The 25051-nt window shown below is 49.0% G+C and carries 18 protein-coding genes; 11 read left to right on the forward strand and 7 right to left on the reverse strand.

Annotated elements, in window-relative coordinates:
- Position 1: 1 nt before the first annotated feature.
- From C943_RS00355 to C943_RS00370, 4 genes are all read right to left on the reverse strand, one after another.
- On the reverse strand, positions 2-1306 hold the full coding sequence (locus C943_RS00355) for a Zn-dependent hydrolase (protein WP_008623260.1): 1305 nt from the start codon (positions 1304-1306) through the stop codon (positions 2-4).
- 104 nt (positions 1307-1410) lie between these two features.
- Positions 1411-2592, reverse strand: coding sequence for an acetyltransferase domain-containing protein (locus C943_RS00360; RefSeq protein WP_008623261.1), 1182 nt, complete (start codon positions 2590-2592; stop codon positions 1411-1413).
- A gap of 101 nt (positions 2593-2693) precedes the next feature.
- Positions 2694-3695: a c-type cytochrome gene (locus C943_RS00365; RefSeq protein WP_008623265.1), complete on the reverse strand. Its 1002-nt coding sequence runs from the start codon at positions 3693-3695 to the stop codon at positions 2694-2696.
- A gap of 207 nt (positions 3696-3902) precedes the next feature.
- Positions 3903-4538: a DUF2306 domain-containing protein gene (locus C943_RS00370; RefSeq protein ID WP_008623266.1), complete on the reverse strand. Its 636-nt coding sequence runs from the start codon at positions 4536-4538 to the stop codon at positions 3903-3905.
- Between the two features lie 578 nt (positions 4539-5116).
- Between C943_RS00370 and C943_RS00375 the strand changes: the two genes are divergently transcribed.
- Positions 5117-5851 (forward strand): LytR/AlgR family response regulator transcription factor, encoded by a 735-nt coding sequence (locus tag C943_RS00375; RefSeq protein ID WP_008623268.1) that lies wholly within the window; start codon positions 5117-5119, stop codon positions 5849-5851.
- 18 nt (positions 5852-5869) lie between these two features.
- Here the strand turns inward: C943_RS00375 and C943_RS22460 are convergent, their stop codons facing one another.
- Entirely contained in the window at positions 5870-8641 is a 2772-nt protein-coding gene (locus tag C943_RS22460) for an ATP-binding protein (protein WP_051069452.1), read from the reverse strand.
- A 393-nt stretch (positions 8642-9034) separates the two neighbouring features.
- Here C943_RS22460 and C943_RS00385 point away from each other — a divergent pair, with 393 nt between their 5' ends.
- The 10 genes from C943_RS00385 (at position 9035) to C943_RS00430 (ending at position 20842) form a co-directional block, all read left to right on the forward strand.
- On the forward strand, positions 9035-9394 hold the full coding sequence (locus tag C943_RS00385) for a HEPN domain-containing protein (RefSeq protein ID WP_157198367.1): 360 nt from the start codon (positions 9035-9037) through the stop codon (positions 9392-9394).
- Between the two features lie 70 nt (positions 9395-9464).
- Entirely contained in the window at positions 9465-14363 is a 4899-nt protein-coding gene (locus tag C943_RS00390; protein WP_008623271.1) for a 2-oxoacid:acceptor oxidoreductase family protein, read from the forward strand.
- 4 nt (positions 14364-14367) lie between these two features.
- On the forward strand, positions 14368-15714 hold the full coding sequence (gene rsxC / locus C943_RS00395; protein ID WP_008623272.1) for an electron transport complex subunit RsxC: 1347 nt from the start codon (positions 14368-14370) through the stop codon (positions 15712-15714).
- Positions 15707-16720 (forward strand): RnfABCDGE type electron transport complex subunit D, encoded by a 1014-nt coding sequence (locus C943_RS00400; RefSeq protein WP_008623273.1) that lies wholly within the window; start codon positions 15707-15709, stop codon positions 16718-16720. The genes rsxC and C943_RS00400 overlap by 8 nt, the downstream gene beginning before the upstream one ends.
- Positions 16717-17418, forward strand: a complete 702-nt coding sequence (locus C943_RS00405) for an RnfABCDGE type electron transport complex subunit G (protein ID WP_008623274.1) — start codon at positions 16717-16719, stop codon at positions 17416-17418. Before C943_RS00400 ends, C943_RS00405 begins: the two co-directional genes overlap by 4 nt.
- Positions 17415-18056 carry an electron transport complex subunit RsxE gene (rsxE, locus tag C943_RS00410; RefSeq protein ID WP_008623275.1) on the forward strand — a complete coding sequence of 214 codons (642 nt, stop codon included), beginning with the start codon at positions 17415-17417 and terminating at the stop codon, positions 18054-18056. Before C943_RS00405 ends, rsxE begins: the two co-directional genes overlap by 4 nt.
- On the forward strand, positions 18053-18631 hold the full coding sequence (locus tag C943_RS00415; RefSeq protein ID WP_008623277.1) for an electron transport complex protein RnfA: 579 nt from the start codon (positions 18053-18055) through the stop codon (positions 18629-18631). Before rsxE ends, C943_RS00415 begins: the two co-directional genes overlap by 4 nt.
- An 11-nt stretch (positions 18632-18642) precedes the next feature.
- On the forward strand, positions 18643-18861 hold the full coding sequence (locus C943_RS00420; RefSeq protein ID WP_008623279.1) for a hypothetical protein: 219 nt from the start codon (positions 18643-18645) through the stop codon (positions 18859-18861).
- 2 nt (positions 18862-18863) lie between these two features.
- The gene (locus tag C943_RS00425; protein ID WP_008623280.1) at positions 18864-19721 is read left to right on the forward strand and encodes a ferredoxin reductase domain-containing protein; all 858 of its coding nucleotides are present in this window, start codon (positions 18864-18866) and stop codon (positions 19719-19721) included.
- Between the two features lie 257 nt (positions 19722-19978).
- Positions 19979-20842, forward strand: a complete 864-nt coding sequence (locus tag C943_RS00430; RefSeq protein WP_008623281.1) for an RnfABCDGE type electron transport complex subunit B — start codon at positions 19979-19981, stop codon at positions 20840-20842.
- An 87-nt stretch (positions 20843-20929) separates the two neighbouring features.
- Here C943_RS00430 and C943_RS00435 read toward each other — a convergent pair whose 3' ends face one another.
- Together C943_RS00435 and C943_RS00440 are read right to left on the reverse strand one after the other, a co-directional pair.
- Positions 20930-22600, reverse strand: coding sequence for a SulP family inorganic anion transporter (locus C943_RS00435; RefSeq protein WP_008623282.1), 1671 nt, complete (start codon positions 22598-22600; stop codon positions 20930-20932).
- A gap of 239 nt (positions 22601-22839) precedes the next feature.
- On the reverse strand, positions 22840-24870 hold the full coding sequence (locus C943_RS00440; protein WP_008623283.1) for a S9 family peptidase: 2031 nt from the start codon (positions 24868-24870) through the stop codon (positions 22840-22842).
- Positions 24871-25051 lie beyond the last annotated feature (181 nt).

A 25051-nucleotide genomic window follows, 5' to 3' on the forward strand; every position in this document is an offset into this window, starting at 1 on the left:
CTTATTGATTTTGATCCAGCAATAGCACCGTGTGCAACATCACGTTTGCGCCATTGGCCATTTGTACCGAAGAGGAATATTCCTTGGGATTATGGCTGATGCCGTCCTTGCTGGGGATAAAGACCATCCCAATAGGTCCCAAGGCTGCCATTTCCTGGGTATCGTGTCCAGCACCGCTTTGCATTTTCATATAGGAAATCCCAAGTGATTCGGCTGCTTTGATCATTCTATCCTGTATCTCTTTACTGGCTATGGTTGGAAAAGAAGAGAGGTTGAGGTGTTCAAAGGCGATTTCGGTATTGGTCTCTTCTGCGATCTTTTGGGCTCGCTTTTCAATATCCGCATACATCTTCATGATTTTCTCGCTAGAGAGGTCGCGCATCTGTAGGCTCATTTCCACTCTTCCCGGAATGATATTGGGTGCACCTGAGGGCACGGATATCTTGCCGACACTGCCGACTTGGCTTCCCTCGTAGCTATTGACGACCTCATTTACAGCCAAGACGAGCTTTGACGCTGCTATCAAGGCATCCTGTCTATCATTCATAGGCGTGCTTCCCGCGTGATTCGCCAGTCCCGTAACCGTGATGTCCCAATCCTCAATGCCCACGATCCCCTCGATGATGGCAATATCTATCCCGCGTGATTCCAACACCTTGCTTTGCTCAATATGCACTTCGATAAACGCCGCCAAATCTCCCGGCTTCCGGGCTGCCTGCTGCAATCTTTCGGGATCACCACCGAGTCGTTTGATGCCTTCGGCAATCGAATAACCGCTAGCACTCGTTTGTGAGAGGGCTTCTTTTTTCAGTTTCCCCGCCATGGCCCGACTGCCGACCAAGCCTCCCTCCTCGTTTTGGAAGATGATGACCTCTAAGGGGTGGTTGGTGGTGATCTTGTTTTCATTGAGGACTTCGATGATTTCAAGGGCCGTGATGGCACCGTAAGCGCCGTCATAGTTTCCGCCATTCGGTACCATGTCGATATGGGAACCAAAAGCAATCGGTTTTTTGCTTGAGTCTTTACCTGCCCTGCGTCCTATGATATTCCCTGCAAAATCGATCCTTACCGCCAACCCTGCTTTTTGCATCAATTCCATATAGTAGGCACGTCCCTCGATATCCCCTTGGCTGTAAGCGGTACGTTGACCCTCGCCCTTTTCATTTCTACCAAACCTTGCCAATTCGAAAATACGCTGCTCAATTCGCTGCTCATTCACTTTGACTTGGCCAAGGGGGACGCTTTCCTGGGCAAAAACAGCGTTGAGGTATACTAAAAGGGAGATTGAAAGTAATCGCATTTTCATTGTTTTAGCGTTTCATCGTTGATTTATACATCAAACAATATCCAAAAAAATTTGAAAGGTTGCATATCAGCTATGGACTATTGACTATTGTCCATGGTCTTTCATTAGAAATAGCTCAACCACCATTTATCCTTATTACCCTGCTTATACTGGTCAAACTTCCTGCAGATCGGATACAGCAACAAGATCACCGAAACCCAAACGACATAGACCACCCAAAGTGCAAATCCGTATCCAGGAATTGGATTCTCGCTAATGCCCCAAGTGACCAAAACCATGTTTTTCTGCCAGCTAAAACCAGTCAAAGTTGCCAATCCAAAAGCGATCAAATGGATCAGGTAAATATGGATGATGTAGTAAAAAAACGGGACCCGGCCGAAGGTGGAGATGAAATCCACCGCCTTTCCTTTCCATTTCTCGGAATTGGCCAAGAGCAGCAATGTCCCGCCCAAAGTCATCAACAAGAACGAAAGTGACGGCGGGTATTTCGTTGGATTGAGAAATGATACCAGGCTTTTGGAAATGACACCGAATTGCTGAAAATCGATAGGATCGCCATAGATATTGCTCCATCTCAGGGTGACAAACAGCACTAATGCCATCGCACCCATCAAATTAAAAGTACGCGTTCTTGTACCAGCATCGACGTTGCCATCATAGTAAGAACCGAGAACATAGCCCAAAGACATCACAGCAATCCAGGGTATAATGGGGTAACCGACAACAAACATCAGATTATCGGATAGCATGAAGATATTGAGCTGATGAAGCAAAGCCCAACCTATTGAATCGTCTGAACCGACATCATCCAGCAGATTATGCCCAAAAATCAGCACAAGGCTCAAAACCAGCAAAATACGCCGCTCCAAATGCACCAATCCCGCCAAAACGATCATGCTGATACCCAAGGACCATATGACTTGCAACAAAATCGTCCCATGCCCAAAATCAAACAGCCATCCGAAATTCACAAGTGTAAGCTCTATGAAAATCAGCCAAATCCCCCGTTTCAAGAGAAATGCTGACAATTCATTCTTGGACTTTCTCCTTCCAACCATATAGGCAGACATACCCGCCAAGAGACTGAATGCAGGGGCGCAGAAATGAGTGACCCAGCGGGTAAAGAAAATCGGCAAAGTCGTTTGAGTCGGATCGGCCGGATCAAACAAAAAAGCCGGTGCATGCACATAATCGCGGACATGGTCCAAGGCCATTACCAACATGGCCAAACCTTTTACGAAATCGAGGGAAGTGATTCTGTTGTGGTTTACAGGAATAGAATTCATCAAAAATCAGATTGGACTTTGCCGTTTATTTGTTTCGAAAAAAGAACTGGAAAATGGTCCAAGGGCCAAAGTCCAACTCTTAAGCGACTCACTTTTTCCATTTATTTCTTAAACATTAATTCCCCTGTATCATATTCCACGGGTTCAAGGCTCATCAGATACAAATACAACGCCTCCAAGTCCTCATCCGTCATACGCGAAAACGGACCCCAATGCATTTGGGAAATATTGATCAATCGACCCTGACGGAACCGCTCTTTCCACTCGTCCACTGTCTTGAATTTGGAAAGGGCACTATTGGGATGGGGTGTGATATTGGGTGTCCGCATCCAAGCCTCAGGGTCTCCACCAACTGCAAGCGCAAACTCCGGCCACGGCTCAAACTCCATTCCCCCGGCGTACTCTGGACCAATGGCTTCAAAAGTCATCAGGTCCCTGTTTGTATGGCATCCCACACAATTGGCCACATACCTTGCAAGGTACTCGCCTCTTTCGATTGTCGCCTCCATAGGAGGAGCTTTCGGATAGGGCTTGGGGTTTTCGATCGGATGAAATGAAGATGCAAATACACGCACGGCTTTGCCCATAAACGTCCATTCATTGGCACCAACCTCGTTTTGCACAGGCTCCATGGTCCGCAAATAGGACACCACGGCGATCAAGTCCTCGTCGGCCATATCCCAAAACGGCATCAGTACCGACATCGTCGCCGTGCCGTCTGGCTTGACAGCATGGCGCATCATACGAAACAATTCGCCATCCGAATACCTCCCGATTCCAGTAATGGGATCCGGAGTCAAATTCCTCGTAAACATACTTCCAAGAGGGCCCATAGTAAATTTGACGCCTCCACTGAGTGGAATGGCTTGGCCAGCATCTGCAGCTATCATGTCCTTCACAGAGCCCACATGGCAATTGGAGCAGTGGGCAGGGCCATGCACGAGGTATTTGCCACGTGCGATTACGGTCGAATCCGTGCTTACCTGAAGGTTTGGATAGGCAATGTCATACTTTTTGTCGTAGGCCATCTGGACGAATGCAACAAATCCCCCGATGACAACAATCAGTAGAATCAATATTCCGAAGATGATTTTCTTTAACATGGTGTTGGATCAATGAGTGGTTGTATTTGGTGAGTCTCAGGTATTATTCAAAGTGGTCACGTTCAATTACATTCATTCAACTTTCTACTTCGAAAATCTCCAATAGCATCGACTTCAGCGAAAGATCAGCTAATTGAAGTTTACTCGAACAATGACCTAGGCATCCAGTCTGCCTACAACCTCTTGGCGCATAGGAATCATAAGAACCTATTGCCGCTTATTCCACTGAAGTGCCATTTCTGTGATAAGCAATGGAATCACCCAGGATACCCAAATCAAGGTAGCACCCCGTTCCAGGAAACTCGCGTTTTCTACAATGGGCGGATAACTGTTCAAAAACCGAAACAGGACAAAGGCAAACGTGACGACATAGCTTCTGATCATCCATTCTTTGTGCAAATTGATCCGCTTCAAAAGCACAAATCTGAAAGCCATGCCAGTAGTCGATATCCAGGCAAAGGCTAAAACGATCAGTGAAAGTGCCCAATTCCAATGAATCGCCATCCCAGTGGTGAGCGCGAGGGTAATCGAACTCATCGAACCGACAAAAATCCCAGCCACATAGAGTCTTCCCATCCAGCGGTGGACATGCAGGAATCTTTTCCTAAAACCATCCCAAAATTGAAACGGACCCAACACAAGCGCCAGCAATCCCCCGGAAATATGTCCAATCAGCGGCCACTTCATCCCCCAAAACCTCCCATACACTTCCTCATCAAACCCGAAGTATGGCAGCGCTTCGACAATTACAAATTTGCCTGCAAAGAACAACAGGAAAGCCCAGGCCAAAGCCTTTAGCCAGCCATAAGACTTTTCGGGAATCAATGTTTGTGGGGTTGCCATATAGCCAGAGTTTTTTCGCTTTTTCGATCAGTTCGTTTGAATGGTGGTTGCCTTTTTTTTTGATTTCAAAAAATCAAGAAAAAGGAAAAAAAAACGGGCTTCGTCAAAAAATCTACCCAGTTTGACTCCACCCGCTTTTAAAATTTAGCCCACTAGATTCGGTCGGTATTTCTTTTCGACAGAATAGGAATGATCTGTGTTTAAGTTGTAACGTTAGGCCCACCTTGACGCTGGCTGCTTTTCCATCGACACCTTGGAAACTGCCATTCGCAGCACCATGGTTGAGGGTAACTTTATATGATGAAGTTCATTCTTTATAAACGATTTTCCCAACGGCATAGGACAAACACCCGAGTTTTTTGTCCAAAGGAGCAGAATTTCTTTCCCGACGAATAAATCCGAATATCAAATGGCCTATTTTCCCTATATTTCATCATTAGCTTTACCCTTGTATGCTTTACAGGTCCAGGTGTGGACATTCTGCAAAAATTTAAACCCACCCATATCAGTGTTCAAAAACGGGTTTTGCAAACCCATTAAACTAAAATACCCATCAAACCACAAACCCAAATGTCTACATGAGAAATCCGACACGAATCCTCATCGTCGAAGATGACATGATCATAGCAGCTAATATTTCCCTGCAACTCAGCAACCTGGGCTATGAGGTGACTGGGATAGAGACCCGTGGAGAGGATGCGGTCAACCATGCACTGGAAAACCATCCCGACATTATCTTGATGGACATCAACCTCAAAGGGAAAATCGATGGAATAGAGGCCGCCAAGGCAATCAAGAAGACCTGGGATATTCCATTGGTGTACTTGACTGCAAATACAGATGACGCCTCTTTTCAAAAAGCAAAAGAAACCCACCCCTTCGCCTTTATTTCCAAACCATTCAACAAACTCAATCTCGAAAGAACGATCGCGTTGGTGGAAGAAAAGGTAAATGAAAAAAGGGAGACCGAATCGGTGCCCCATCAATTGATCGATGGGTTGGAAGACCGGATTTTTATCAGAACCAATGGCAAGTTGGTCAAGGTCATGTTGGACGAAATACTTTACTTAGAGGCTGATAGAAATTACTGCCACATCTACACCAAAGACCAGGATTACCTGATCGTGAACACATTGAACATCGTATGCGAAAAACTCACGAGCAAAAATTTCCTCCGGGTTCACAGGTCATTCGTAGTTAACCTCAAAAAACTGGACGCGGTGGCCGACTCCTATGTGGAGATCAACAACAAGGTCCTCCCCATCGGTAAAATATACAAGGAAGACCTCATGAAAAACATCCAAAAAGTCTGAATTCAAGAAATCAATCCATCAAATAGGAAGCGAGATGATGAATTGCGTCCCGTTTTCAGGTGAACTATCCACCCGGATATCGCCCCCATGGGCCTTCACGATATCATAACTCAGGCTAAGTCCAAGCCCAGTCCCCGAACCTGTAGGCTTAGTGGTAAAAAAGGGTTGGAAGATTTTTTCCCTGATATGTTCAGGAATACCGCTCCCATTGTCGAGCACCATTAGCTCTACCCGATCCGGCTTTTTGGAAGTCTTGACCGTGACGGTAGGCTTGAATCCATCCGGATGCTGTTTTGATTTTTCATTGACCGCGTAGAACGCATTGTTCACGAGGTTCAGCAAAACCCGTCCCATGTCCTGTGCAACTAGGCCGACTTTGGGGATATCGGCATCAAAGTCTATTTTGAAATCCGCATTGAATGACTTGTCCTTTGCCCTCATTCCGTGGTAGGCAAGGCGGATATACTCGTCGGCCAAAGCATTGATATCCGTCGGTACTTTCTCTCCCGATTGCTTGCGGCTGTGTTCCAGCATGCCTTTGACAATCGAATCCGCCCGCTTGCCGTGGTGCCTAATCTTTTCCAAATTCTGCTTGATATCTTCCAAAATCTCGTCCTCCTCTGTCTTTTGTCTTGAGTCTTGAGTCTTGAGTCTTGAATCTTTTATCTCCTCAACCAACTCCACACTCACCTCTGCGAAATTGTTCACAAAGTTCAGGGGGTTTTGTATTTCATGGGCGATGCCCGCGGTTAGCTCTCCAAGCGAAGCCATTTTTTCGGATTGGATCAGTTGGGCTTGGGTTTCCTGAAGGGTGTCCAAAGCAGAGTTCAGCTGGTTGAAGGATTCCGCGTTTTCCAGCGCAATTGCCGTGTAAAGGGCAATCGACCGCAGCATGTAGACATGGTAATCCGTAAAAGCGTTCTTGTTGAAGCTCTGGACTGTGACTACACCAAACAGTTTGCCTTTGGACACCAGCGGGAGATAAATCAATGAAGCAGGACTTTTGCCCTCTATCGGGGTGGGCATTTTTTGAAGAAAGCGGGAATAGTCCTTCTCGAGGTCTTGGATGATGATCTCTTTTCCGGTGGAAAAACAAACTGCAGCCAGGCGGTTGGGGTCGTTGACCGCATTGGAATAGGGAGGCAAAGGATGCCCGTTCTCATAGGTGGCAGGAAAGTCCAAGGCCTTGGTCGCATCATGGTAAATGCCTATCCCGAATATGGAGGCATCCATCAGGCCGTTGACGTTGTCGTACACGGTGCCGATGATCTTCTCGACCGAAAGGGAGGAAGTGATCTTTCGCCCGATTTCTCCCAAAAGCTCCACGTTGTTGTAAGACTTCTGTAGGATATCTTTTTGGGCAGCAAGCTCTTTGGCCTTGGCATCGATTTCCTGCTTTTGCTGCAGCAACAGACGATTGGCCTTTTGCTTTTGGCGGACATTGCGCAGCAACAAAAACGCGGCCACCACGATTAAGGCGATAACGATGAGCGAACTGTAAAGAAAATTTCGCTGCAGTTTTTGTTGTTCGTTGAGCAAGGCGATTTGATCCTCCTTCATTTCCAACTCATAATCGTGCTCTAGGACCAAAGACCGGTTCTTTACTTTGTCATTGACCATACTGTCCCGGTAGCTGATGTAGTTTTGGAAAAAAGAAAGGGCATTCTTGTAGTCATTTTTCTTGGCATAGGCCTCGGCGAGCGAAGCGGAATTATCACGCAAGTCCTCCATGATGCCCAGGTCCTGTCCCCAACGATAGCCCAATTCCCCATAATACACCGCACTGTCAAGATTCCCTTCCTTCAAATGGGCTCGGGCCAATATGCCGTAGATCCAGCCAAAATAACTGGCTTCTTGGAACTTGTTGTTCATCGTCAGCGCCTCATACGCCTTTTCGAAGGCTTTGGGTAAGTTATCCATCCGAACATACACATCGGCGATGTTGCTTATAAAAACAGTGCTGTCTGCCGGGCGAGTCGCATATTTTAAGCCATCTTCATAGGCCTCTATTGCCTCAAGATGTTTATCAGATAGACGATAATTCTCGCCTAAAGAGTTGTAAAGGTTCCTCAGTTGCGATTCTCCAAACCCTAACTCCTGATGCAGGTCGATCAATTGCTGTTGGTATCCATTGGCCTTTTCATACTCCCCAATCATGATGTACAAATCTGCAAGATTGGACATGCCGTAGTACTTATATTTCGTTTGGTTCAACTCCTCAGCAAGCTCTAATTCACTGACTGCATAATCCATTGCGGCGACATAATCCCCCAACGCAAAGTAAATCGAAGTCAAGTCGTCATGAATCAACAAAGTAAGGTACTTGTCGTTGAGTTTTACCGCAAGCTCCTCTGCTTTCAAAAGCCAAGAAATTCGCTGTTTCAGTTCTGTGGTACCATAAAGTCCAGAACGCCTCAGATAAACCCAAGCCTGTAAAACTTCATCGTTAATTTTTTTGGCGATGGCATCAGCCTGAAGAATAAGGCTTTCTGCTGAATCCGCCCGACTCTTGCTAAACTGCAGCCGAGCCTGCGTCAATAACGCAAATCCCTCTCCCCGGGGATAATCAAGCCTTCTTGAGAGTTGCAAAGCCTCATTTCCATACTTTTCCAAGTCTTCGTTTGAAAGTCTTGGACTGATGTTGCACAGTTCAATGAGTCGGTTGACTCGGGCCGTATCCTGCTTGGTATAAGACTCCAGCTGCTTCTTAAGTGCTTCGATTTCATAGGACTGTCCAAGGCAAAAAAAGGATATGCAAAGTGATGCTACAAAGAGTAGAAGTTTCTTCATAAATGGATCTCGTTGGAAGTGGGCAAACAATCTTCGGAATTTAAGGAAATAACCACCAAATGCGCAATCCGGAGATATAAAAACAAAAATTAATTGGACACAACGTTGTATTCGGTGGATCGAATATGAAAACAAATAGATCGGAACTCGGTTCGCGGTTGTTTAAGAATAATTGTCCATGACATGATCCTTGTCTTGAAAGAGCCTCTTTTGATGAAAACCAAAGATGATTCTCCCGGTCTTTCAGGTATTCTTTCGTGTCTCTGTTTTTTCCACCTTGACTCATATCATGGCAAACACTGACCTAGATCATGATTTTTGAGGGCTTTACTGGATACCTTCAATCCCAGAATTGAAACAGTAAATCCAATCAAAAAACTAACCTACACCGCCATGAATACGACCAAATATGAAACCGCCTTTTCGGAAGCCGACGAGATGCTCGACCAAGCAAAAGAAGAACTTTGCCGTCCACAGGAGGACGTGGTACACTACAATGTCTGCAAACATGCCTACAAGGCCATCGAAAAGTACATGGCGGGATACCTGATGCACCGTGGAGTGGAAATCCACCACAACAGCCATATTAAAGAACTCCTCAGCCAATGCAGAAAGATCGACAACAAATTCAATGACCTCAATTACGACCCGGTCATTAGTGCTGAGGATCCCGAGAAGCTCATGATGAACCTGCATACTGCGCAGACATTCCTTCGCCTCGCCGAAAAGACCCGGGATTACGTCCGCAATTAAATTCCCCGAATGCCCCATCAGCGACAGGCAAAAACCACCAACCCTTTCCATTCCCCTTAGCAAAAAAGTCATGGAGAACAAAAAATTCAAATATCCCGGCACCCGTGTAGCCTTGGACGGCAACACCGTGGCGATCATGTGCGAGCGCGAATCCTCCGACGCAGCCGGCGCCTACCCCATCACGCCCTCCACACAAATGGGCGAATATTGGGCCGAAGAAGCAGCAAAAGGCCATCTGAACATCTCGGATCGGCCTCTTATTTTTATCGAACCCGAAGGCGAACATGCCGCCGCGGCCGTGACAGCGGGACTTTCCATGACGGGATTGCGTTCGACGAATTTTTCCTCGGGCCAAGGGATCGCATACATGCACGAGTCTCTCTATGCTGCAGTCGGGAAAAGGCTTACCTATGTACTCAACATCGGCGCGCGGGCGATGACCAAGTCCACACTCAATGTCCATGCGGGCCACGACGACTACCATGCGATCGACGATACGGGATTCTTCCAGCTTTTTGCCAAAAAAGCCCAACACGTGGCTGACCTCAATATCATTTCCCACAGGATAGCTGAGTTGGCGCTTAATCCCGGTGTGATCGCCCAAGATGGATTTCTCACGACGCACCTGATCGAATCGCTCCTGCTTCCCGAGCGGGAATTGATCAAGGAATACCTCGGCAGGCCGGATGACATCATCGACACCCCGACCCCGGCCCAAAAAATCATTTATGGGGAAAAACGGCGCCGCATTCCAGAACTCTGGGACGTGGACAATCCCATGATGGCCGGCATTGTGCAAAACCAAGACTCTTATATGCAGAGCGTGGCCGCACAAAGACCATTCTTTTTTGACCATATCAAGGAATTGACAGACCAGGCATTTGAGGAATATTACCAACTGACGGGACGCAGGTACAGCCGCGTAATGACTTACAAAACCGACGACGCGGACTACCTGATCCTCGGTCAGGGCTCTGTCGTGTCGAGTGCGGAAGCGGTGGTGGATTATTTGAGAAAAACCAGGGGAATCAAAGTCGGCGTAGTTGACCTAGTGATGTTCCGTCCCTTCCCGGCTGATCTTTTGGCCCAAGTGCTGAAAGGCAGAAAAGGCGTGACCATCTTGGAAAGGCTCGATCAACCCCTAGCCGAAGATGCGCCCATTATGCGTGAAACAAGGGCGGTATTGACCAAGTGCATCGAAAACGGCAGCTATAAGAAAGACCTTCCTTACCCCGAGCTTCCCTCCTATTCCTCAGCCGACCTGCCACCGCTGTATGCTGGATCCTTTGGCATGGGAAGCCGGGACTTGCAGCCTGAAGGCATCATCGGCGCAGTCGAAAACATGCTGCCGCTCGGCAAACACAAAAAGAGATTCTACCTATCGATTGATTTTGTTCGCGAAAATGCGCTTTCACCCAAGCAGCGGGCGCACCAGGAAACCATTCAGGATGCCTATCCACATGTCAAGGAATTGGCTGTGCACGGGTCCGAAAACCCCAACCTGATGCCTAAAGGCGCCATTACCGTCCGGTTCCACTCCATAGGCGGATGGGGTGCGATTACGACCGGAAAAAACCTTGCCATGACGCTCTTTGACCTCTTGGGCTATGACATCAAGGCAAATCCAAAATACGGCTCGGAGAAAAAAGGGCAGCCAACGACCTATTATTTGGCCGCGGCACCCGAACCCATCAACATCAACTGCGAGTATTTCTTCGTGGACGTGGTGCTTTCTCCCGACCCCAATGTATTCAAGCATACCAATGCCCTTGCCGGACTGATAAATGGCGGAACGTTCATCATCCAAAGTGAGCGAAAAACCGCCGACGAAGTTTGGGCGGATATCCCCAAGCATTACCAAAAACTGATCATCGAAAACAACATTCGGATATTCTACCTCGACGGATTTAAAATCGCCAGGGAGGAAGCCTCCGATCCTGAACTTCAATTGCGGATGCAGGGAATTGCTTTCCAAGGTGCATTCTTCGCGGCTTCACCTTTGATGGAAAAAGCGGGACTGACCGATGTGGCATTGTTAAAGGCCATCGAAGAGCAATTGCAACACAAATTCGGCAGCAAAGGGCAACGCGTGGTGGATGACAACATGCGTGTCGTGAAGCGGGGCTTTGACGAAGTCCATGAAATCAAAAACAAAGTGCTCGGTGCCCAAGCCGAAAAAACCAACGGCCACGCCACGCCGCCAATCCCGAGCATTCTCAAAACCACGCCCCAAAGTGAATCCAAACTGAGCGATATCCACCGGTTTTGGGAGCAAACAGGCAACTTCTACCTGACTGGCCAAGGCAACGACAACCTCACCGATCCATTTATCGGGCTGAGTGTGATCCCTGCCACGACTTCTCTCTTCAGGGATATGACGGGCATCCGCTTCGAGCATCCCGAGTGGGTCGCCAATAATTGTACCGCTTGCGGCAATTGCTACACGGTATGTCCCGATACGGCAATACCGGGCTTGGTAAGCGAGCTTTCGGATGTGTTGGACACGGTTTTGAAAAGGGTCAAAAGGAAACACGACAAACTCGAACACCTCCCCAAGACCGTCAAGCAACTCGAACCAAAAATCCGCTCGCTCTTCAAGGAGCCACTCAATGGCGCCACAGTCAACAATTTGATCAACGAGGCTGTCGACACCATGGTCGCCGAGGAACCAAAAGGGTCTTTGGTCTCCACAGAATTGGGCTGGTTCAGGGATGAGTTGGGCGATTTCCAATTTGCATTGACGAAGCCCTATTTCGACAACATCGAGAAAAAACAGCCCAACGGAGGCGGACTTTTCAGCATCACCGTCAATCCCACGACTTGCAAGGGATGTATGGAATGCGTGAAAGTCTGCAACGACGACGCCCTGCGTATTGTGAAGCAGACCGACCAATCCATCGCCAAGTTGCGGGAGGAATGGAGCCTGTGGAGTGATCTGCCCACGACTCCCAAGAAATTCCAACGCATCGACGATTTGGAAGAAAAAATCGGCCCCCTCGAAACGATCTTGCTGGACAAGAGTGCTTACCAGAGTTTTGCCAGCGGGGATGGTGCCTGTTTGGGATGTTCCGAAAAATCCGTCGTCCACCTTTTCCTTGCCACAGTGGATTCTCTGATGATGCCAAGAGTGGAAAAACACGTGGCTTATCTGGAAGACCTGATCGGAAAACTGGAAAAGCATATCCAAGTCAAGCTCATGAATACGGTCAACATCTTGGACACCAACATGATGGCCAAGATCGTTTCGGAAATGAAAGGCGGGGACCTGACCATGTCGGAGATTACCTCCCGTTTGGAATCTGAAAAAGGCTCCTCTCCGATCGACCAGGAATGGCTTACCGAAACCACCAGGGTCCTTGCCGGACTCAAACACTTGCTTTGGAAATATACCCAAGGCACCACCGGGAAAGGCCGCTCCCACATGGGCATGACCAATGCCACCGGCTGTACCTCCGTTTGGGGAAGTACTTATCCCTACAACCCGTATCCTTTCCCTTGGGCCAACCACCTCTTCCAGGACAGCACTTCAGTTGCCATGGGGATTTTCGAAGGACATATGGCCAAAATGGCCGACGGCTTCAAACTCATCCGAAAAGCCGAAATGGAGCTGAGCGGCAAGTACAACGCCCGCGACCAAAAGGAATTCTTCACCTATTTCAACTGGGAGCAATTCACTGACGAGGAGTGGAAACTCTGTCCTCCCGTAGTCGCTTTGGGTGGTGATGGGGCAATGTATGACATCGGCTTCCAGAACCTTTCCCGCATGATGGCTTCCGGCAAACCGATCAAAGTGCTGGTCGTGGATACCCAAGTTTATTCCAATACCGGTGGTCAGGCATGTACATCAGGCTTCATCGGGCAGGTATCCGACATGGCCCAATTCGGCAAAGTCTGGAAAGGAAAGCCCGAACCCAGAAAGGAAATCGGCTTGATCGGCATGGCACATCGCAACACCTACGTCATGCAAGGCACTTTGGCCAACACCAGCCACATGATCGAAGGATTTATCGATGGCCTGATGACCAAAAGACCAGCCTTGTTCAACCTGTACACCACCTGCCAACCCGAACACGGGGTCGGCGACGATATGGGCGTCAACCAAGCAAAAATGGTCGTTGAGTCCAGAGGCTATCCAATTTTCCGCTACAATCCAGACAAAGGTGTCACTCCCCAAGAGGCCTTTGACCTTTCCGGCAATCCGGCGATGGACAAAATCTGGCCGACCTACGAATTGAAATATCTGGAAAACGGCAGGCAAAAAACCATGGATGTTGCCATGACCTTTGCTGATTTCGCCTTGACGGAGGCCAGGTTTAGGAAGCATTTCAGAAAAGCCCCGAGGGATACCTGGAATGAAAACATGGTCGTTTTGGCGGATTTCCTTGAATTGCCCGAATCTGAAAGGGAAGGGAAATTCCCCTACATCTGGGCAGTGGACAGAAAGCAACTCCTCAGCCGTGTCTTGGTGTCCAAAACCATGGTCCAATCCTGCGAAGAGCGAAGGGATTTTTGGATCATGCTCAAAGCCATCGCCGGCGTCAAGGATCAAATCGCCGCTCCTAAAGAAGACCTGGAAAGCAAGATACGTGCAGAGGTAGTCGGAAAAATCGCCAAAGGCTTACTGAAACTCGCTGGCGAAGATGGTGCCGGAATCATGGATTTGGCTTTGGAAAATGCTCCTGAGAAAACAACAGATGCCGCTCCGGCAGCAAAAGGCGATGCCATGGCGCCCTGGTTGGAGACCGAGCAATGTACTTCCTGCGACGAATGCATCAAACTGAACCCCGCGATCTTCGCTTACAACACGGATAAAAAGGCCTTCATCAAAAATCCCAACGGAGGTCCATACACCGATTTGGTCAAGGCAGCGGAAAAATGCACCGCAGGCGTGATACATCCGGGTTTACCAGCCGATCGAAACTTCCCCGATGTGGATAAATGGATCAAGAGAGGGGAAAAATTCAACTGAGGCCGTGCTGACTTTCGCATCAAATACCTTCAAACATGGAGTCCATCCGCCCGAAAACAAGGATGAGACCAACAAGCTGCCTATCCGACAGTTTCCCTTCGCGCCTGTGATCATCCTGCCCATGACGCAGCATATCGGCAAGCCAGCCGTTCCCGTAGTCCGGGAAGGCCAAGAAGTGGCTAGGGGGCAATTGGTCGCCAAGGCGGACGGATACATGTCGGTGCCCATGCATGCGCCCGTATCCGGAACAGTCCGAAAGATCACCAATGTACCATTGATTGGCGGGCTGGTGTCGACAGGCATTTTCATCGAACCCTTTCCTTTTTCGGGACAGGAGGTCCTGGAAGGCGAGCCAATTTCACTTCACGCAAGTCCAGAAAAGATCCTCCAAGGTATTCAAGACGCAGGTATCGTTGGATTGGGTGGGGCGGCATTCCCCACGCACGTCAAGCTGAAAATCCCGGAAGGTAAAAATTGCGAATACCTGATCATCAATGGTATCGAATGCGAGCCCTACCTGACGACCGACCACCGTGTCATGCTGGAGCAGTCGGATGATATTTTCATCGGCATCAGGTATTTGCTCAAAGCGACATCCGCCAAGAAAGTGCTCATCGGCATTGAAGCCAACAAACAGGACGCAGCAGACCTGCTGAGTTCCAAAACCCCCATAGATCTTCCGATTCAAGTCAAAGTCGTCCCTGTCAAGTACCCCCAAGGTGCGGAAAAAATGCTTATCACGGCCCTTACGGGATTTGAAGTACCCTCAGGGGGATTACCGATTGATGTAGGCGCTGTCGTTGTCAATGTGGCGACCACCGCGGAAATCGGAAGATTGCTTCCCCACGGAAGGGGCATTCAGGAGCGTGTGGTAACCATCACCGGTCCTGGCATCAAAAAGAAAGGAAATAACCTTATTCCGATAGGAACACCCTTGCGCTATGTATTGGAGCAGGTCGGAGCGGTGGAAAATATCAGCGAAGTCTACATGGGCGGACCCATGATGGGCGTTTCCGCGTCCAATTTGGACATTTCGATCACCAAAGGAACTTCGGGGATCGTCGTCTTTGGCGATGATAACCTGAAAAAGATTGACAAAATCTATCCATGCATCAAGTGCGGTGCCTGTGTAGACGCATGCCCCATTTCCCTCAATCCCTCGCGTTTGGGTATTTTGGCCAAAAACGAGGCCTATGACCTGATGGCTGAGCAATACCATCTGTTGGATTGCTTTGAGTGCGGATCATGCTCTTACGTTTGCCCATCCAATATCCCGCTGGTACAATACTTCCGATTGGCAAAAGGAATCGTCAGAAAAAGAAAGGCCGCAAAACCCACCGTCCATGCTTAGCAAGACCCTCCATATCAGCAGTTCTCCCCATATCAACAAGGGCATCAGCACTGACACGATCATGCGAAACGTGGTCTATGCACTGCTGCCCATGGTCGTGTTTGCGGTCTATGCCTTTGGAACCAATGCCCTTTTCGTCATCCTTGCTTCTTTGGTCGCTTGTGTGGGCACCGAGCACTTGTTATGCGTTTGGTCAGGCAAGCCAAGCACAATCTCCGATGGATCGGCAGTGATTACGGGTTTACTGCTAGGGCTGACCCTGCCACCGATTTTCCCGATTTGGATGACCATCATTGGCGGCATTCTTTCAATCGCTTTGGGCAAATTTGTCTTTGGTGGCTTGGGCAGCAATCCATTCAATCCAGCTTTGGTCGGTCGGGCATTCCTGCAAGCCGCATTCCCCGTAGCGATTACGACTTGGTATCCTGCATTTTCCGAAGGAAGGTTCACCAACTTTTCGGGTTCCGTTTTTGCATTTCCGTTTTCCACTCCTATCGTGGACGGAATCACGGGAGCCACGCCCCTATCTGCTTTCAAATTTGACAAAGTGACGGCAGACAGCATGGACCTTGCTCTTGGCCTCGTCAGTGGTTCAATAGGCGAAACATCCGCATTGCTGATTGCCTTGGGAGGGATTTACCTCATCACCCGCAAGATGATGAACTGGCGCATTCCGGTTTCAATCTTGGGGACCGTGTTTGTCCTCAGTGGTATCCTTTTCCTCATCGACCCAAAACTCTATCCATCCCCATTCTTCATGCTCTTTTCAGGAGGCTTGATGCTCGGAGCGATGTTCATGGCCACAGACATGGTAGGCTCGCCAATCACGCCTTTGGGTGTAGTCATCTATGGGGTATTTATCGGCTTGTTGGTCGTGGTGATCAGGATTTGGGGAGGATTGCCGGAAGGTGTCATGTACGCGATCCTGCTCGGCAATGCCCTTTCTCCCCAAATAGACAACCTGATCAGACCGCGGATCTACGGCACCAAAAAAACCAAACCATGAGCCAACAACAAACCATATCGACACCGAGCACCGCAGATACCAGCAGCAAGAAAATGCTGACGGCTATGGTGGGTATTGGGGTGATCTGTGCCTTGTTGATTGTCTTGGTCTACGATGGGACCAAGGAAAGGATCGAGCAGCTACGGGCGGAAGCCTTGGAAAAAGCGGTATTCAGGGTTCTTCCGGGCGTCAGCAGTTCGCAGATGTTTGAATTGGGAGCCGATGGGGTATTCAAACCAGTAAACAAACCCGAGGGAAAAAACCCAATCGTCTTTGCAGGCTATAATGATACGGGCGAATTTTTGGGCGTTGCGATCGAAGGCAGCGGACAGGGATACGCAGACATCATTCGGATACTTTACGGTTACAGTCCAGAAACCCAAACCATCGTCGGCTTCTATGTTTTGGAAAGCAAGGAAACGCCCGGACTCGGAGACAAAATCGAAAAGGTAGACCATTTCCTGGCCAATTTCACCGAACTCTCAGCCAAGCTTACGGCTGACTTTTCGAAAATCGAAAACCAAATCATCCCGGTAAAACAAGGTGCAAAATCGAATCCATGGGAAGTAGAAGGCATCACAGGCGCCACGATCTCCTCGCGCGCCATTGGTAACATCATTGGCGAAAGCACCGCAACGATGGTTCCTTTAATTTTCGCCCAAAAAGAAAGTTTCAAGAAAAATCCTGACCAAAAATGAGCGCAGGCATCACCAAACATACCGAACCAAAAGCGGATCCCAGCAGCACCGATGAGTTCATCAAAGGGCTTTGGCGGGAAAATCCTGTGTTCGTACAGGTTGTGGGCATGTGCCCAACTTTGGCAGTTTCCAATTCAGCCCAAAATGCCCTTGCGATGGGCTTGGCGACCGCCTTTGTCCTCGTGATGTCCAACATCCTGGTTTCAGCCTTGCGCAATTTTATCCCTAAGGAAGTCAGGATCGCCTCGTTCATCCTGGTCATAGCGACTTTCGTGACGATCGTTGATTACGCCATTCAGGCGATCAGTGTGGATTTGCACAAGAACCTCGGGGCATTTATCGCCCTAATCGTAGTCAACTGCATTATCCTGAGCCGGGCCGAAGCTTTTGCTTCCAAAAACGGCATCGGCAAATCCATCCTCGACGCGATGGGCATGGGATTGGGCTTCGTATTTGCATTGTTTTGCCTTGGCGCGGTGCGGGAGATCCTAGGTAACGGGACGCTGTTTGGTATAGCCGTTTTGCCGGAATCCTTCGAAAAATGGATCATCATGATCCTGCCGGCAGGCGGATTCTTCACCTTGGCGGCTTGGCTGCTGCTGTTCAATTTCTTCAAACTCAAAAAGGCAAAAGCATGAATACCGAATCCTACTGGACCATATTGATCAACGCCAGCCTCGTCAACAACTTTGTTTTGGCATACTTTCTCGGTATTTGCCCTTTTCTGGGGGTTTCGGGAAAAATGGAAACCGCGTCCAAAATGGGCGGCGCAGTTACGTTTGTCATGCTCATCAGTTCGGTGTGTGCCTACGGAATACATGCCCTCTTGGTGGCGATCAATGCTCCATTTCTGGAATTGATCAGCTACATCGTCGTGATCGCCGCCACCGTGCAATTGGTCGAGATGTTTATCAAAAAAATGAGCCCTGCACTCTTCCGGGCATTGGGCATTTTCCTCCCCCTCATCACGACCAACTGTGCGATTTTGGGTTTGGCGCTTTTCCAGACTTCAAAGGGCTATGACCTGGGCCAAAGCTTGATCTTTGCCATCGGCGCGGGTTTGGGTTTCACGCTCGCCTTGGTATTGATGGCGGGAATCAGGGAGCAGTTGGAATATGCGGAAGTGCCAGACGTGGTCAAGGGAACTGCCCTCACACTGTTGGCAGCAGGATTGCTCTCGCTCACGTTTATGGGATTTTCGGGCTTGGGATAAAAGGGAAAACCATGGAAAACATTTGGACATATCTCCTCGCCATCATCGCCGTCATCGGCATCATGCTGCTGTGGGTTTGGGTACAATCCCAATGGCGGGAGACCTTTTCGGAAAACATCTCTGATCCCGATGTCCTTGCCGAGCGAAGAAGCTGCGGCAACTGCGGATGCACCAAAGTGTGCAACAAGAAACAATCAAATCAAGCATCCATCCACCAAAAAACGATATAGCCATGTCTTACCTATCTGATCTTGATACCAGCAAACAATACAAGGCCAAGGTGAAAAAAACCAAAAGGCTCACCCCGACCAATGTGGAAGAAATCCGCGAAATCCAACTGGAGATCAACAGTCCCGAATTTAAGGTCGAGGTGGACCAAAGTTTTGGGGTACTGGTTTACCACAAAAGCGACTTCGGCAACACCTACCACCACCGCCTCTACAGCGTGGCGGATATTCCAGAACATTCGACGGGAAAATCGCTCATCACGATGCTTGTAAAGCGCTGCTTTTATGTAGATGATTTCAGCGGGGAAATGTATCCGGGCATCGGTTCCAACTACCTCTGCGACCGGCACGAAGGCGATGAAATCACCGTTACGGGACCGTTTGAATTGCCATTCAAAGTGCCGGACGACAAAAACGCCAACATGATACTCATCGGAATGGGTACGGGAATCGCGCCCTTCCGCGCCTTTATCAAGCATGTCTACAGCCAAGAGAAAGAATGGAAAGGAAAAATCCGCCTGTTTTACGGAGCAAAAAGCGGTCTTGAATTGCTTTACCTGAATGACAAGGACGGCGACCTGACCAACTATTATGACAAAGGAACCTTTGAGGCCTTTCATGCCCTCAGCGCGCGGCCTCATTGGCAGGATCCAATTTTGTTGGACCAAGCCATCGAGCAGCGTGCGGAGGAAATCCTCGAGATGCTGGGTTCAGCCAACACCTATATCTACATCGCCGGCTACGAAAAGGTCAAAGAAAAACTCAACAAGGCCTTCATCAGTATCCTTGGCTCCAAGGAAAAATGGGAAAACCGTAAAGCAGAGCTGATTGCAGGGAAGAAATGGGCGGAGGTGATTTATTAGACTTGAGACATGAAACGCAAGATATAAGACGTGAGATGTGAGATTTGAGACACGTCATTGCGAGGAGCGACGGAAATGATTTAAAGAACAGAGAAAGCTTTGCCGCGACGAAGCAATCTCTTTCAATCGATCGGCTGTGCTTCTTCTCCAGAAGCAGTACGCCACATAAATCAGCACCAATCCTGCTTTCGAAAAAGCGGGATAACCTCGAGTACCGAATAACCAATAACTAATAACAAGTCAACTAAATCCACGCCATGACCATCATCACCGCATTATTGGCACTTGGGGGCTTGACCCTACTCTTGGCGCTGATGCTCATCCTCGCCAACAAGAAGCTCTACGTCTACGAAGACCCGAGGATCGACGTCGTCGAGAGCATGCTTCCCCATGCCAACTGCGGTGCCTGTGGATATCCGGGTTGCAGACCCTTTGCAGAGGCCTTGGTCAAAGGTGATATGAGTCCTGCCAAATGCACGGTCAACAGCGAAGACGGCAGGCAGGCCATTGCCGCTTACCTGGGCGTCGATGCGGGTGCAGAGGAAAAGCGGGTCGCCCGGCTCGCCTGTGCCGGCGGCTTCAACGTGGCCATCAACCGCGCCAAATATGCGGGCATTTCCTCCTGCAGGGGCGAGGCACTGATTTCGGGTGGGGGAAAAGGCTGTTCTTGGGGCTGTCTCGGACATGGCGACTGCGAAAAAGTCTGTGATTTTGATGCCATCACCATGAACGCCTTCGGAATCCCCGTGGTGGACGAAGCGAAGTGTACCGCCTGCGGGGACTGCGTGGAAGTGTGTCCCAAAGATCTTTTTTCAATCCATCCTGTCAGTCACCGCCTTTGGGTAGCCTGCAAAAGTCTGGAAGCGGGGGATGCCGTTTTGGAAGATTGCGAAGTGGGCTGTACCGCCTGCGGCAAATGCGCCATGGATGCCCCCAACCTGATCTCCATGGTCCAAAACCTTCCACTCATCGACTATTCCAAAAACCACCAAACCAAAACGCCTATCCAACGCTGCCCTACCGGTGCCATCGTATGGCTGGAATCGGACGGCAACGTCACCAAAGGCCCCGAAAGTAAAAAGATCATCCGAAAGGGAAGGCTGCGGGTTGGGGAGAGTTGAGGCAAAAGGAATAATTGTGGCAGGTTTTTCGGAATGAAAAAAGTTGATTCCTCGAATACCGACAAGCGATGGCTGCCTGTCCAAATATCACTTCATTTCGGAAACTACATCGTGTATTGTATCCCGCCTGCTGATTTCACCGATTTGCTCTTCGAGGTGAACCTTTCTCAGAATATCCCTCACTTCAGAATGTGCCCCAACAACCCGAAGTGTTTTCTTGGTCTCCTTCAGCTTTTCGGCAATCTTGAAGAATGTTTTCGCCCCAGTGACATCGACAAAAGGCGCTGAGCTCAGATCGACGATCACCGTCTTTATGGAGGGATCGGCGCTGAGATCCAAGACTCGGTTCTCGACAAATTCCGCATTGTAATAGAGAATACTGGAATCCACCCTCAGAATCTTGATTCCTGGAATCTCCACATTTGTTGGGTTCCTTTCAATGTTAGAATAAACCTCCGTGCCAGGAATCATACCCAAAACAGGAATCTTGGGATTTTTCGATTTCACGATCATTGCCAGGATTGAAAAAATCGCCGAAATAAGCACCCCTTTCAATATTCCGAAAAGCAACACACAACCCAAGGCCACCATGGCAATCCAAAACTCACTTTTCTTGATTCCATAGATCTCCTTGAGCGCTTTGATTTTGATCAATCCCAAAACAGCATCCAGCACTACCGCTGCCAATAAGACTTCCGGGAGATTCTTCAACAGGTCAGTCAAAAATAAGAGTATCAATATCAATACCACAGAGCAAATGATCAGCGACATCGGTGTTTTTGCACCGGCCTTGTCATTGACAGTGGATTGGGAAAGCCCGCCGGCGACGGGATAGGCCCCGGTGAGGCTAGTGGCCAGATTGGCCATTCCCAACGACAGCAGTTCTTGCTGCGGATCAATTTGGTAGTTGTTCTTTTCGGCAAATGTGCGCGCGACGGATACCGTCTCGACATATCCCATCAAGAAACAGCCAAGTGCAAGTCCAAAAATCCCATCGACATCCGAAAAACGCAGACTCGGCCTCTTGATTTCAGGCAAACCTGAGGGTACCTCGCCCGCCATTTGGAAGCCATATTCAGCTAATGGATAAAAGGCAAAAACCAACAAAGTCCCGATTACGACTAGCAAGGAAATCGGTCGACCCGGAAAAAACCGATGCCCCAAACGAAGTAGCGAAAATGCAATCACTCCGAAAATCAGCACGGTCAGGTTTGTTTCACCCAAATTGGGGATCAAGTTATACATGCGGACAAAGAAGTTGCTTCCTTCCGCATGAAGGGAAAACAATTTGGGTAGTTGGGTAGAAATGATCGACAAAGCCGCACCCGCTTTGAATCCGAGTAGGATATTTTCACTGATGAAACTCATCAGGGAACTTAACTTGAAGAAATATGCCAAAATCGAGATTACAAAAATTGCGAAAGCAGTCAAGGAAGCGATGGCAATAGCCCGCTCCAAATCCCCGCCAGAAAGCACGGCTACTGAGGCCCCCACCATGAGCGAGATGGCGGAAGTTGGGCCGACGGCAATCTGACGTCCGGTGGTAAACAAGGCAAACAACAAGCCTCCGGCAATGCAGCAATAAATCCCTACTTCGGAGGGCAAACCAGCGAGATGGGCATAGGCCATCGATTCGGGAAGTACAAATGAGGCAAGCGTGACTCCGGCAATCAAATCAAACCGAAAGGCACCCCAATTGTATTGGGGAATCCATTGAATGATGCGGAAAACGTTGCTAACGGATAGGTTGATATTCAATTTCTAACATCCTTGGGCCAAAAGAAAGATAAGCATTTTTCACCATCCGGCATGAAATCCATTTGCAAAATCCACTCTTCATTTGAAACCTATCCGAACCCCTGAGATCTCCACTTTACGCTCTTTTGCAAACCTTCATTTCACCTTCTACAAATGATATCGGCATACCAAACCATCCAAGGTGATAATGGGATTTCTCATACCCTATGCAAGCAGAAAAAACAGCGAAGGGTAGCTTACTACCGTTCTCTGTACTTCTCAAACCAACTCAATATCGCTGCGCTTTTGCTCATCAACATGCTCGGACGGTCAACGAGGCCGTGGGAAGCATTGGGGATGCGGACCATGGCGGATTCGACTTTTTGGAGCTTGAGCGCCGCGTAGTACTGCTCGGTCTCGGACATCGGTGTGCGGAAATCCTGTTCGCCCGTGAGCAGCATCGTCGGTGTTTTTACATTTCCAACCAGTGAAATCGGCGACCTCCTGTGGTAATGCTCCAAGTCCTCCCAGGGATTGGATCCAAACCAATACTTGGTGAAAAAGACCGGGTTGTCGGCATGCAAGACGAAGCTGTACCAATTGATCACCGGTTTGGCAACCACGGCCGCCTTGAATCGGTCAGTCTTGCCGATGATCCAAGCGGTCAATACGCCCCCACCGGAACCTCCAGTTACAAACAGATTTTTGGAATCGATATATCCTTTGGCAATCACTGCGTCCACTCCCGACATCAGGTCCTCATAGTCATGGTTGGGATAGTCATGGTGGATCGCATTGCCAAATTCCTGTCCATAACCCGTACTGCCCCTCGGATTGGTGTAGAGGACTACATAACCCGCCGCGGCATACGCTTGTATTTCATATGCAAAAGAGGCCCCATACATCGCAAACGGACCACCGTGGATCTCGAGGATCAGTGGATATTTTTTGGCGGGGTCAAAATCCGGCGGCGTTACCACCCAGCCTTGCACCCGTTTCCCGTCAAAGCTCGAATTCCACCAAATCTCCTCGGTTTTCCCTATTTTACGATAGGAGAAAACATCGTCATTGACCGCGGTCAGGCGTTTGGTTTCCCCGTTTTGCCACACGGCCAAATCGGCAGGATGGTCTGGACTTCCCAATGTATAGGCAAATACATTGTTGGCGGAAACCGTAAACGTACCTGCATTGTAAGGCCTACCCAAATCGAGTCCCCCCAACTTTTCTGTAACGGTCCGGATCTTCCCCGTGAGGGCCACATGGCCTATTTTGGTATCGCCGAATTCATCATATTGGAAATAAATCCCCTTGCCGTTGGCTTCCCATTGTGGGTTGGATGCGTCGCGATCGAGGTCGGCGCTGAGATTTTTTACTCCCGAGCCATCCAGGTTCATCACGTACAGATTGGTTACCTGATAGCCTTGGAAGCTGTCGTCGCTGCCCGTGAATGCAATCATTTTCCCATCGGGTGAAAGCGAGGGCTCCGAATCTGGACCAAATCGGCTGGTCAGCGCCCTGATGCTGCCGTCGGAAAGCTGGAGCTGGTAAATCTCAGAATTTGCAGGTTCAAAGTCCTTGTTCTCGTGGAGATTGGCGGAGAAGAAGAGGCTTTTTCCATCTCTTGACCAAATCGGAGTACCGTAGTCGTTTTCGTCGAAAGTCAGTTGCCTCGCCGTACCTCCCGCCAGCCCGATGGTGAAAATCTGCCGATGGCCCGGTTTGACATAGCCGGCACCATCCCGCCGATAGACCATTTCATCGATATAAATCGGGGCATCATTCCAAGTGGCGCCCGCGGGTTTGGAAGGCAGTTTGAGAGGTGAGTTTTTTTGTGATGGGACAAACTGGGTGAATGCAAGTGTCTGATTGTCATAAGACCAAGAAACCGCACCTGGAGGAAATGCTGAGTTTGTCAACGCGATGGACGTATTGGTGTCAAAATGATGCACAAACAACTTCATTTTCTTGTCCTGCTGATTGGACAGAAAGGCCACCTTGCTCCCATCGTGTGACCAGCGCGGCGCCAGGTCCCGCTGATTTCCTTGGGTGAGGGGACGGTTTTGGGTTCCGTTGGTATTGATGATCCAAAGGTTCGAATAATCCTGATCGGTCATGACATCCTTGAAGTTGCGCACATAGACGATCTTGGTACCGTCGGGGGAAACCTGCGGATCCGAGATATACTCCAGATCGAACAAGTCCATCAGTTCCATATTGGACTTTTGCTGCGCGAAAACAGGAATTGCGATCAGCAAGTAGAGCGCAATAACGAAAAGGGAAAGGTTTTTCATATACCGGTGGTTGGGTTCTAGGACTGTTATAGACCAATAAGAAGCATTAATGCCAGTCATAAGTTAAGGAACCAAATCCGAACCACAAACTCCAAAAGTCAACGTTCTAACTATCCCATTTCCAAAATCAGGATTTTATGTTGATTTTGAGAATCAATTGATCCAAACCGTCCAAAACCCA

The sequence above is a fragment of the Mariniradius saccharolyticus AK6 genome (assembly GCF_000330725.2).
GTDB lineage: Bacteria > Bacteroidota > Bacteroidia > Cytophagales > Cyclobacteriaceae > Mariniradius > Mariniradius saccharolyticus.